The sequence below is a fragment of the uncultured Aquimarina sp. genome (assembly GCF_947492965.1).
GTDB lineage: Bacteria > Bacteroidota > Bacteroidia > Flavobacteriales > Flavobacteriaceae > Aquimarina.
On the sequence record NZ_CANLOZ010000015.1, the window covers coordinates 54,272 to 65,629 of the forward strand.

The following is an 11,358-nucleotide window of genomic DNA, read 5'->3' on the forward strand; positions in this document are numbered from 1 at the left end:
TTCTATCCCGCCATATCAATCTCTTTCAGTTTATTTTCATCTGCTTGTTTAGCTTTTTCCGCAGCATAATCAAAGCCTTGTTGCCACCAACTTCGCATTAATTTTTTATTAAAAACTAAAGAGTTTTCCGTTAATTTAGAAGGTGTGTAATATAGGTTTAGTACAACATCTTTATTTTTTGCTGCTAATTTCCCAACTACCGTATCATGACCTTCTACTTGATCGAACATAAAACTGAATAAATTAACCATGAGCGAAAATGGATTTTTACCCAATACTTTATTATGTTCCATATTTTCAGACTCTAAAATTACAGCATCTACTTCTGTTGCGCCTCTTTTAATAGCTTCTCTAATAGGAACCATACAACCAAATCCACCATCGGCATACTCACATCCATTTTTAGTCACTAAACTCATAAATGGAACATAATTACAAGAGATCCAAATCCAATCACAAAAATCTTCATAAGAAAAGTCGTTAATAGACTTATATTCCGTAGTGTTTTTGGTTAAATTAGAAACTGTAACCACAATGTCCTTGACTTTTTTCTTAGCCAATTCGAATTCTATTTCAGAAAAATTTCTACGAATATTTCTACGCAAATTTTTACTCTCTCCGAATGTACGTTTACGTTTTAAAAATTGAACTACGGTATTAAAGAAATTAATAGAAACAAACTCACGATTACCTTTTTTGCGGGTTCTAAAGGGATTAACACTAAAAATAGTACTCTGATTAACATTCGTGTACATATCATACACCTTATCTATATTTCCGAGTGCCAATTGTGGTATTAACAGGCTTCCGGTAGAAGTTCCCAAAAAAAGTTCATACTTCCTGCCTTGTTCCTGGATTAAGTATTGAGCTACACCACCAGCATAAGCTCCTTTACTTCCTCCACCAGATATAACTAATGCTCGCATATTCTATTCTAATCGATTTGATTTATTCTTTTCTTTGGCAAACTCGTACCCTTTTTTCCACCATTTTTTCATTTTCTCCTTTTCAAAAATTAATGAATTTGTGGTTAATACCGTTGGCGTATAATAAAGATCCATAGCTACATCCTTTCTTTTAGCTATAAACTTACCTATTCGAATGTTCTGATGCTCTATCGTATCCATCATAAAATCCACCATACTAGTAATTAGTGTAAATGGATTTTTGGTAGGCATACGATTTAGATAATTGATCTCTGTTTCTAATATAATGACATCTACTTCCTTAGCTCCTCGTCTAATTGCTTCTTCTATCGGAACCATAGAACCTAATCCTCCGTCTACATAATCACAATTGTTCTTTTGTACCAGACTCATAAATGGAGGATAATTACACGAAATCCAAACCCAATCACAGTACTCCTGATATGTACACTCTTTAATCGACTTATACTCTACTTCATTCGTGGACAAATTAGTAACTGTAATTATGATATCTTTTTGGGATTCTTTAAGTGTATTAAAATAACTTTCGGTAACAGACTTTCTGATAAGATCTCTAAGATTTCTGCTATCTCCAAAGGACTTATTTCCTTTGATCAAGTTTCGTAATACATTAAAGTGATTAATTGTGATAAGGTTGTATCCTTTTCTTTTTTTTATTACAAAAGGACAATTCCTAAATATCGAAGATTGATTTACAGAAGTATATATCTCTTTTATTTCCTTTATTTTGGATAGTGCCAAATGAGAGATCAGTAAACTTCCGGTAGAAGTTCCTACATACAAATCATACTCTCTCTTTAGGTCCTGAATAAGATATTGCGCTACACCACCAGCAAAAGCTCCTTTACTTCCTCCACCGGATATGACCAATGCGCGCATACGTTTATTTATGGGGTTAATTTCTTTTCTAAAAATTCTTGTTGCCTCTTTGGCAAATTATTCTTTAAATCTACATATTTCTTTTGATATGCAGGGTTCTTCAGAAGGTTATCCAACACTTTTCTACAAAAGTTTCTAAATCTCCAGTTATGATGTACCGCTCCATCTACAAGATCTACCAACGATTGTTCCGAAAAAGCCTGAAGACTTTCTAGATACGTAAAAGCATTTTCTCTAGTACTAAAATGATGAACAGGAGACGAATAACTTGATAGTTCTTTATAAAACTCCTGATGCTTTTCTGGTTGATATTCTTGTGTACTCAATGCCAGTACTAACCATAATATTCTCACGTTTTTGTCGTGAAACCCTATAACTCCTTTCGTCTGTTCTAAATAAGAAGTTCTATCAGATGGAAAATTAGCCCATAAATGGTACAACGCTGGTTCTATGGTAGCATAGGATTCGTCAGTTAGTAAGGATTCATATTGCTTCTTTAATTCTATTGGGATCGTATTCATTGTATTAGCAATCGCCTGACGCACAAAAATATTGTTTGTTTCGAAAGCTTTGGTAAATAATCCTAATGACTCTTTAGAAGTATCTCCTTCCAATTGATAAATCACTTCTTGCCCTAGGTATTCATTAATAGGAAAGTCTAAAGCGGTTGCCAGTGTACCCCACTTACCTGCTATGGGCTGTGTACGTTCACCAGCTAAAGTTAAATAGCGTTTTATAAATGGAGACTTTGTTAAAACATCAAGTGCTTCCTGAGAAGGAAAAACAATGGCTTCTAACCATATTTTTTGATAATCCGATAAATCCTGACCACTAACCTGTTCTGCCTCTCTAATAAAATCAGAAGTGGTAACATTACCAAACTGATATTTTTCGAGGTATTTCTTTACTGTCGTTTTAAAATCATCAGCTCCAATCATATCCTTCAAAGCGTGTAATGCCCAAGCACCTCTTTGATAAAAAGTAAGAGAACTGGCTTTAGGGTCTAATAAAGGAGTAGCATTATCGGCTTTGGATTGCTCAGTAAGTTGTTCTGCGCTTTCATATAATTTGTATTGAAAATAATCGTCTCCAAAAATCTCTCTTTCTGCCAATAAAGCATAATAAGTTGCAAAACCTTCTTGTAACCAATGATGTTTCCCTTCTGTTTCGGTTACTAAATCACCAAACCACTGGTGCGCTAATTCATGCGCATTTACATTGATATAATTCCGATCATTAAAACCTATATCATCCACTACAAAAGCATCAGAAAATATAGTGGTTCCCGTATTTTCCATACCTGCATACAAAAAGTCCTTTACAGGAATTTGTTTATAATTTTGCCATGGAAATGCATATCCGATCTCTTTTTCCAAAAAATCGAATAGTTGCTTACTATGTTTGTAGGTAGACTCAAATTTATCCTTATCATTCGGATAATAATACATCTCTAGAGGGATTCCACTTTCAGAAGTTTCAACGACCTTTTCATACTTTCCAATCGCTAAGGCCAGTAAATAACTACTCATCGGCTGTTCCATATCGTACTCCCATCTTTTTATCGTATCATTAACAGCCTGGGTTTGTAATAATTTTCCATTTGCTATCACCTCATAGTCCGAATCATAGTGAATCACCAGATCGAACTCTATCTTTTCATTCATATCATCAAAACTTGGCAACCAATTAGAGGTATATTTTCCTTGTCCTTGTGTCCAGATCTGATCTTTACCTTGATAATCATTTAAAAAATAAAGTGCCTTTTTCGGAACTGCGATATATTGAATTTCTATCCGATGTTCTGAATTTGCTAAAAAATTACCCCCAACCTTTATTTTTTGGGAGTCGTAATTTATCGTGGCCTTTTCTCCGTCTAGCAACACATCCATAATCTGCATCTTCTGGGCATCGATACTTATAGAATCTACAGGTTGTAACACTTTAAAGGTGTATATTACTTTACCCTCTACTTTTTTAAAATTAGCGTCTAGAAAAATAGATACATTTCCAGTTAGGAAATCTACATTAGGTTGTTCTTTTTTAGAAGGTATAGATAAGGTTGTTTCGTCGAGGGAGGCGATGGCCGATACCGAAATAAAACCGATAAATAAATACAGAAAAAATCGCATATTTTATGAATAATCAAATGTTCTGCCAAAATAACGAATTTATTCGCGTATTGTGACAGAAGAAATATCTGACCAAACAACGAATGCTACTTTTTTCACATATATCTAAAAACAAAAATCTGAGCTTAGACTCAGATTTTTGATAATAGCATTAAGTTAGTATTATAAAATGTTATATAGAGGTCTTTTTTACTCTTACAAAATCAACATACATATCCGTATTCCAAAATACATTGATGGCATTATTATTAAAAATACCGTCATTAGAACCTATATTTAAGTTCAGAATTACATTATGTGGCCCAAAGTTTTGTAATTGTAAATCCGAATCGATTCCGTTATGATAATTAGCTACTGCAGCACCATCTACCAATACATCAACATATACATTTCCATTTACATTAGTCCAGTACATATCATAAGTATGCCAACCTTCTCCAATAGTATCATAATGTCTTACAGCATTTTGATCTAATAAACTTTGTCCTGCGTTATATCCATAAAAAAGATTACTAGCATATTTTTCTCCACCGTAATATCCATAAGAATATGCTTCCATCATATCGATCTCTCCTTGTGTAGGCCAAGCCGTTTCTTGTACAGTCCATACTGCAGGCCAAACACCATAAGTTTCTGCAAATCCTTTAGCATTTCCATTTTCCCAAGCAATAACTTTCGCACTTACTTGTACATGTACCTGCTCATTATAACCAGGCTCAAAACTTGTCCATGACTTTACATGACCAGATTCCCATAATCCGTTTTGTTTTTTATACGAACGCAAACGTAAACAACTTCTGTTATCCAAGGTTTGAATACTAACATTCCATGGTCTGTACATACAAAAATCAGAATTATAATCTAATCGTTCTGTACGTTCCCATTTAGCATCGATATTACTTCCCGAATTAAATTCATCCACCAGAATATCGGTCCATGGAGCTTTGGCTGTTACAGAACTAAAATCTTTATAGTTTTCATTGAAAACTTCCTCATTTTTATCACAAGAAATAAAAACAGTAAAAGCAGCTAATACGAATGTGTAGAGTACTATTTTATTCATAATATAAATCATTTGGGGTTAGATAGTTACGCTGTTACTACAACCTTTTCGTAAATGTACCAAAAAAAGTAACCGAGACGTAAGTTATGTACGGCAAAAACGTAACGTGATGTCAGTAAAATATCTCTTAAGAAATTATGAGTACTAACAAAATCAATGTCTTTAGAAGAATTTAACAAAATATATTCCCTTCATCAAAAACCTAAAATTCAATATACTTTTAAGATAAAAAAATACTAAATACGTAATTTTTTAACATTTTAAAACAAAAACCAATAATTAAAAACTGATATTTTAATGCTTTTTTTATTTCAAAACCAAAAAACAGCCAGTTTCTAATATCGTATAGTATTCATATCCCTAATTATTTATTTTTATATTGTGCTGTCATTAAAGTGTTAAATAACCTGTTTATTTTCTTTGAGCGCTACAATCTTACAAACTCCTATCGATTACTTAAAAGGTGTTGGACCTTCCAGAGCTGATTTGCTTCGTACGGAACTAGGGATTCATACCTATCAGGATTTAGTCAACTTCTTTCCGAATAGATATATAGACAAAACCAACTATTATAAAATCAATGAATTACAAAGAACTTCTGCAGAGGTACAAATCGTTGGTAAGATCATTCATATAAAAACAGTAGAACAAAAACGAGGAAAACGATTAGTAGCCAAGTTTATGGATGATACTGGAGAAATGGAATTGGTTTGGTTTAGAGGTCATAAATGGATCAAAGAAAACTTAAAACTCAATACACCTTATGTAATCTTTGGCAAAACAAAATATTATAACGGCTTTAGTATGCCACATCCAGAGATGGAACTCCTTTCGGAGCATCAAAAAAATCTCAAAATTATGATGCAACCGGTATATCCGTCTACCGAAAAATTATCAAATCGAGGAATTACTAATCGGGTTATTAGTAAAATGATGCAACAATTGTTTTTGGATACTAAGGCTCGATTTTATGATACCCTTTCAGAAGAAATAAGAACCGAGTTAAAACTGATCCCCAAAAACGAAGCGATTCTGAATATTCATTTTCCTAAAAATCAGGAGTTACTTGCCAAAGCACAATATCGACTTAAATTTGAAGAGTTATTTTATATCCAGCTTCAGTTAATTACCAAAAAGCTAATTCGGAAACAAAAGATAAAAGGATTTCCTTTTCCAGAAGTTGGACATCATTTTACCAATTTTTATAATAATCATCTTCCTTTCGAACTTACAAATGCCCAGAAACGAGTAATTAAAGAAATTCGAAAAGACATTGGCAGCAGTGCACAAATGAATCGCTTGTTACAAGGAGATGTAGGTTCTGGAAAAACTATTGTGGCTCTCATGACGATGTTATTGGCAATCGATAATGGATTCCAAGCATGTTTGATGGCTCCTACCGCTATTTTAGCAAATCAGCATTATCAAGGAATTACAGAACTTACGAAAGATCTGGATATTAATATAAAATTATTGATGGGAAGCTCTAAAGCCAAAGAACGTAAAGAGATTCATCAAGAATTAGAAGATGGTACCCTACATATATTGGTAGGAACACACGCTGTATTAGAGGACAAAGTAAAGTTTAAAAACTTAGGATTGGCTATTATTGACGAGCAACATCGTTTTGGAGTAGCACAACGTTCTAAATTATGGCATAAGAATATATATCCGCCACATATATTGGTAATGACCGCTACACCCATTCCTAGAACCTTGGCTATGAGTTTATATGGAGATTTGGATATCTCGGTAATTGATGAATTACCACCAGGTAGAAAATCCATTAAAACCGTGCATCGGTATGATAGCAATCGCCTTAAAGTATTTAAGTTTATAGCTGATGAAATAAAAAAAGGAAGGCAAATCTATGTTGTATATCCGCTAATTCAGGAATCCGAAGCATTAGATTATAAAGATCTTATGGATGGTTATGAAAGTATTGCCCGCTCCTTCCCTGCTCCAGATTATCAGATATCGATTGTACACGGTAAAATGAAACCTGCCGATAAGGATTACGAAATGGAACGTTTTGTAAAAGGAGAAACCAATATTATGGTGGCTACAACGGTGATAGAAGTAGGTGTTAATGTTCCTAATGCCAGTGTGATGATTATCGAAAGTGCAGAACGCTTCGGGCTATCACAACTACATCAGTTAAGAGGTCGCGTTGGTCGAGGCGCCGAACAAAGTTTTTGTATTCTAATGACCAGCCATAAACTTTCTTCGGATAGTAAGATTAGATTAGAAACGATGGTACGCACTAATGATGGGTTCGATATCGCAGAGGTAGATTTAAAACTACGTGGTCCCGGAGATATTATGGGCACACAACAAAGCGGAGTTTTGGCACTTAAAATTGCAGATATTGTGCGCGATAATGATGTGCTAAAAACGGCAAGACACTACGCGATGAAAATCCTAAAAGAAGATCCTTCATTAGCTATGGAGAAAAATAAAGTGCTCTTATTTACATATCAACAGCTGGCCAAACACAAAAACATTTGGAATTATATTAGTTAGGGCGTTTCCGTCTTTGCAGAAGCAAACGGTCGGGCTATCCATTATATCTATTTATACTAGTTGCTTCTTTACATCAGCAAACTATTATAAATAGGATGTCATTCCTATCCCTAACGCAAATCTTAGCTATTCATATACTCTTGCCAAACGACTAAAAGATATTTCTTATGATCTTTTTCTTGTAACTCCATAAAACCAAATTCGTAGCAAAAAAGATATACCTGTCCTTTTTTATTTTTCCAGTAATGCGTAAAGTAATTAGGATCAAAACCTTCTCTGATCAATTTCTCCTTCCTAATTTTTGCCATACCTGCTCGATTATAATTTTTAAGAATTTTTCTATTCGTTTTAAGTTGTACATCAATCTTTTTAAACAAAGTATCTTCTTTTTCTTTGGTGCGTTGATAATAAAAAGCCGATCTGCAGTAAGAAGAACAAAACTTCTTACCTACTCTTCCTTCTAATTTCTCATTACAATAGCTACAATTCCGATTCATAAAACACCTTTCTAAAATAGTGTCTTCAATTCTAAAAATGTTACCTATCCATCGAATTAAACGTTTAATAAACGTTTAATTCGATACTTAGACTTGCTCACATTACACTCTTTAGTCATATTTGAATATCTATGAAATTCTCAGGCAAACATATTACACTAAAACATTTATTAATAGATCGACAGAAGATGATTGGTCTACAGTTTTATCAAGACAAAATTATCGAAGCGCTTATGAAAGAACTCCCCAATCCTAGTTGGAGTGAGGAATACGGGATGGTTTATATACAAAACACTAAAGAAAATCTAAATTTAATTTTTAGTACATTCAGAGGTGTAGCTTGGATAAATTGTAATTATTTCTATAAAAACCGGGTAATTAATCCAGATAATCCTGTAATTGAAGAAGGTTTCAAGGATTTTCAATCTAAAAAACTTCGTAAATGTCCAGAAATGTATTTACAAAAACTTGTTATAAAAAGATATGCAAAAAACACCATAAAAAACTATATAACAGCTTTTGAAGCCTTTATGAACTATCATTATGATCTCGACCTTATTCATATTGGTGAACAGGAGATTCGTCAATATATAGAACGATTGATTAAAGATGGAAGATCCAATTCTTATATCAACATTGCTATAAATAGTATAAAGTTTTATTATGAGATTGTATTGGAGATGCCCAACCGATTTTATGCTATAGAACGCCCCAGAAAACAACAAAAACTACCTAAAGTATTAGCTAAAGAAGAAATTTTATCTATGATTAATCATACTAATAATATAAAGCATCGATGTCTTATTAGTCTATTATATTCTGCAGGATTACGAAGAAGTGAATTACTAAACCTAAAAATCCAAGATATAGATAGTAAAAGAATGTTGATTTTAGTTACGCATGCTAAGGGGAATAAGGATCGGTATACCTTACTTTCTCAAACCTTGCTCAAAGATTTACGATTATATTATAAAGAATGGAAACCTGTGCACTTTTTATTCGAAGGATCTCCTGGTATATCTTATTCTCCAGAGAGTGTTTCTAAAGTGGTAAGAACAGCAAGTCGCAAAGCTGGTATTCTGAAAAAAGTAACTCCTCATATGCTACGTCATAGTTTTGCCACACATTTACTAGAAAACGGCACTGATCTAAGGTATATTCAAAGTTTATTGGGACACAGTTCTAGCAAAACAACAGAGATTTACACACATGTAGCTACGAATAGTTTTAGAATGATCAAAAATCCCCTAGATTTGTAGAAAACATAATACATATATATGTACCAGTACATATACAACTACGTTGTGTACAATTAAATAATGGACGGATATAAAATTTTATGGAAAAATGAGCATATCGGACGGTTGACTAAAATTATACCTGACATGTCATATTTGGAAGGCACTTGGGAACCAAATTCAACTGACCTTGCTCAAAAATTCACAGATTTGATCTCAAACTTTGATACTAAATCTGTAATGTTAAACCCAATTAAAGGAATCAGAGCTATTCTAGAAGATCAAAACTCTTACCAAACACATATATCTGTAATTTCGCTTGGTGAAAACAATGAACTTTTAGTAAAAAGAGTAATAGAAGAATCTGCAATTGAATGGCTCTTGAAAAATGTTCCTGAAGAATAAACTTTGTTTCACAAAACTGAGATAGTAAATAATGGCTATTCCTAAAAAAGGATCAAGATCAATTTCTGTTAATGATATAAATTACAGATGGTTAATTCGTAAAAAAGCAACCTATACTCAATCTGACTATGGAATTGGAAAATTACACGTTGCTATAGAGCTAGAAGAAAACCCTGGAACGAGTTTATTTATTTATACTGACCGCAGACACCCAAATGACATTGAAACGGAAATTGTGGATCCAGTAAAGCCTTCTGACATTACTAAATGGGTTAAACAGGCATTGGAATTAGAATGGATCCCTTCTAAAAAAGGAAAACCATTTCGAACTAAAATTGTGAACGAAAAAATGGAATTAGAATAAAAAAACTATACACAACAGTTTGTATATTGCATATGCCACCTTCGGCAGGCAAACGCAACATACAAGGAACGTTGTAACACATTGTGAAGATTTTAATAAAAATATCTGCTATACTTTTGACTTTAGTCTCTTGTAATAAAGAAACTGAAGATAAAACTCAATTACCTTTAACCAATTTTAAACTTGAACAAGATTTTTCAGAGTTTAGGCAAAAAATGTCGGAAATGGACACTATTAAAGTATGGTTTAATCACTCCGTCTGCACTTATCAGGCGTATGAAAAATTAGAAATTACTAAAAAGTCTAATCGGATCAACGTTCGTTCTGAGTTTATGGAAAGTACATTTAATGACGACCCAGAATGGAAAGTTATTTATGACAAGAAGATACCTATTACAGACACATTATGGAAGTTTGAAAAATTCGTCGATAGAAACAAAAAATACAGAACTTCAGATCCCAATAGCCGAGGAACTTTAAAAATTGTAAGTAAAAAAGATACTATTCGATTTTCTCCAAGTGGTTTAACCAATTTGAATAGATTTATATCAGATTATTACTCAACAATGAGAAAATTATACCCCGAAAATAAAGAAAATATTTACGGAATTAACCAACCAGAAATAAATGACTAAAAAATTACCTTCTTTAAACAGTACAGATAAAGAACTTGAAAAAATCTATACGACCCACAGTAATGATTTTTTTGACTGGCTTGAGAAAAATAGTATCTCACCTAACAGTAGCAGGGATATTGCTATGCTTGCACATAATGAGCTTGTGAAAAGGTCAAATAATAGATTCTCCAACTTTTCTAAAATTCTAACAATTGCAGTCTTTATTCTATCGTTTATAACTGTAATTTTTGCCTTTCGAGATTATTCCGGAGATAAAGAATGGCAAAAACAGCAGATTACTGAACTGGAAAAGATCAATAGCAATCTTACGGAAAGAAATAAGGAAATCGAATCATTGAACTCTACTCTTAACGAAGCCAATAGAAAAATTGAGCTGTTAGAAAAACGAATCAAACTTTATGAAAAGAAAGTTGAATTAAAAAAGAAATAAAACGTGTTACAACAACATATATGTGATCATAGCAGCTAAGTGATCAATCAAATTGTTCATGTATTTTTGGTAAGGCGCAATGCTTGCAAAAGGATAAGTTAGCAACCAATGCGCAGAAAAACCGAAAAACAAGGTAACATTTTGCTCTGCTACGACACATATATTAAACGTTATCCGTGCATTTTAGGAATCTGAAAAGCAAAACGAAAGCAACGAACGGTTAACCACCCAATGGTCTAGTATAT

Annotated in this window: 11 protein-coding genes; 6 read left to right on the top strand and 5 right to left on the bottom strand. The window is 33.1% G+C overall.

What is annotated here, in order from left to right:
• Window positions 1-2: 2 nt before the first annotated feature.
• The 4 genes from Q1B37_RS23075 to Q1B37_RS23090 form a co-directional block, all read right to left on the bottom strand.
• Window positions 3-926: a patatin-like phospholipase family protein gene (locus Q1B37_RS23075; protein ID WP_299610949.1), complete on the bottom strand. Its 924-nt coding sequence runs from the start codon at window positions 924-926 to the stop codon at window positions 3-5.
• Between the two features lie 3 nt (window positions 927-929).
• A complete protein-coding gene (locus Q1B37_RS23080; protein WP_299903013.1) occupies window positions 930-1,826 on the bottom strand; it encodes a patatin-like phospholipase family protein in 897 nt (298 codons plus the stop codon).
• Window positions 1,827-1,834: 8 nt separating this feature from the next.
• Complete coding sequence (locus Q1B37_RS23085) at window positions 1,835-3,955, bottom strand: M1 family metallopeptidase (RefSeq protein WP_299903015.1); 2,121 nt, start codon at window positions 3,953-3,955, stop codon at window positions 1,835-1,837.
• Window positions 3,956-4,127: 172 nt separating this feature from the next.
• A complete protein-coding gene (locus tag Q1B37_RS23090) occupies window positions 4,128-5,018 on the bottom strand; it encodes a family 16 glycosylhydrolase (protein WP_299903017.1) in 891 nt (296 codons plus the stop codon).
• 420 nt (window positions 5,019-5,438) lie between these two features.
• On the opposite strand from Q1B37_RS23090, the gene recG reads away from it, so the two are divergent.
• On the top strand, window positions 5,439-7,541 hold the full coding sequence (gene recG / locus Q1B37_RS23095; protein WP_299903020.1) for an ATP-dependent DNA helicase RecG: 2,103 nt from the start codon (window positions 5,439-5,441) through the stop codon (window positions 7,539-7,541).
• Window positions 7,542-7,663: 122 nt separating this feature from the next.
• On the opposite strand, the gene Q1B37_RS23100 is transcribed toward recG, so the two are convergent.
• Window positions 7,664-8,038 (bottom strand): hypothetical protein, encoded by a 375-nt coding sequence (locus Q1B37_RS23100; protein ID WP_299903021.1) that lies wholly within the window; start codon window positions 8,036-8,038, stop codon window positions 7,664-7,666.
• 131 nt (window positions 8,039-8,169) lie between these two features.
• Between Q1B37_RS23100 and xerA the strand changes: the two genes are divergently transcribed.
• The 5 genes from xerA (at window position 8,170) to Q1B37_RS23125 (ending at window position 11,113) form a co-directional block, all read left to right on the top strand.
• The gene (gene xerA, locus Q1B37_RS23105; protein WP_299903022.1) at window positions 8,170-9,297 is read left to right on the top strand and encodes a site-specific tyrosine recombinase/integron integrase; all 1,128 of its coding nucleotides are present in this window, start codon (window positions 8,170-8,172) and stop codon (window positions 9,295-9,297) included.
• 126 nt (window positions 9,298-9,423) lie between these two features.
• Entirely contained in the window at window positions 9,424-9,681 is a 258-nt protein-coding gene (locus Q1B37_RS23110) for a hypothetical protein (RefSeq protein WP_299903025.1), read from the top strand.
• A 31-nt stretch (window positions 9,682-9,712) separates the two neighbouring features.
• The gene (locus Q1B37_RS23115) at window positions 9,713-10,045 is read left to right on the top strand and encodes a hypothetical protein (protein WP_299903027.1); all 333 of its coding nucleotides are present in this window, start codon (window positions 9,713-9,715) and stop codon (window positions 10,043-10,045) included.
• Window positions 10,046-10,269: 224 nt separating this feature from the next.
• Window positions 10,270-10,680, top strand: a complete 411-nt coding sequence (locus Q1B37_RS23120; RefSeq protein WP_299903029.1) for a hypothetical protein — start codon at window positions 10,270-10,272, stop codon at window positions 10,678-10,680.
• Window positions 10,673-11,113, top strand: coding sequence for a hypothetical protein (locus Q1B37_RS23125; protein ID WP_299903031.1), 441 nt, complete (start codon window positions 10,673-10,675; stop codon window positions 11,111-11,113). Before Q1B37_RS23120 ends, Q1B37_RS23125 begins: the two co-directional genes overlap by 8 nt.
• Window positions 11,114-11,358 lie beyond the last annotated feature (245 nt).

Excerpts from the sequence above, each read along its gene's own strand:
- Q1B37_RS23100 (WP_299903021.1), bottom strand. The coding sequence starts at position 8,038 with ATGAATCGGAATTGTAGCTATTGTAATGAGAAATTAGAAGGAAGAGTA.
- Q1B37_RS23085 (WP_299903015.1), bottom strand. The coding sequence starts at position 3,955 with ATGCGATTTTTTCTGTATTTATTTATCGGTTTTATTTCGGTATCGGCC.
- Q1B37_RS23080 (WP_299903013.1), bottom strand. The coding sequence starts at position 1,826 with ATGCGCGCATTGGTCATATCCGGTGGAGGAAGTAAAGGAGCTTTTGCT.
- Q1B37_RS23110 (WP_299903025.1), top strand. The coding sequence starts at position 9,424 with ATGTCATATTTGGAAGGCACTTGGGAACCAAATTCAACTGACCTTGCT.
- Q1B37_RS23090 (WP_299903017.1), bottom strand. The coding sequence starts at position 5,018 with ATGAATAAAATAGTACTCTACACATTCGTATTAGCTGCTTTTACTGTT.
- Q1B37_RS23120 (WP_299903029.1), top strand. The coding sequence starts at position 10,270 with ATGGACACTATTAAAGTATGGTTTAATCACTCCGTCTGCACTTATCAG.
- Q1B37_RS23115 (WP_299903027.1), top strand. The coding sequence starts at position 9,713 with ATGGCTATTCCTAAAAAAGGATCAAGATCAATTTCTGTTAATGATATA.
- xerA (WP_299903022.1), top strand. The coding sequence starts at position 8,170 with ATGAAATTCTCAGGCAAACATATTACACTAAAACATTTATTAATAGAT.
- Q1B37_RS23125 (WP_299903031.1), top strand. The coding sequence starts at position 10,673 with ATGACTAAAAAATTACCTTCTTTAAACAGTACAGATAAAGAACTTGAA.
- Q1B37_RS23075 (WP_299610949.1), bottom strand. The coding sequence starts at position 926 with ATGCGAGCATTAGTTATATCTGGTGGAGGAAGTAAAGGAGCTTATGCT.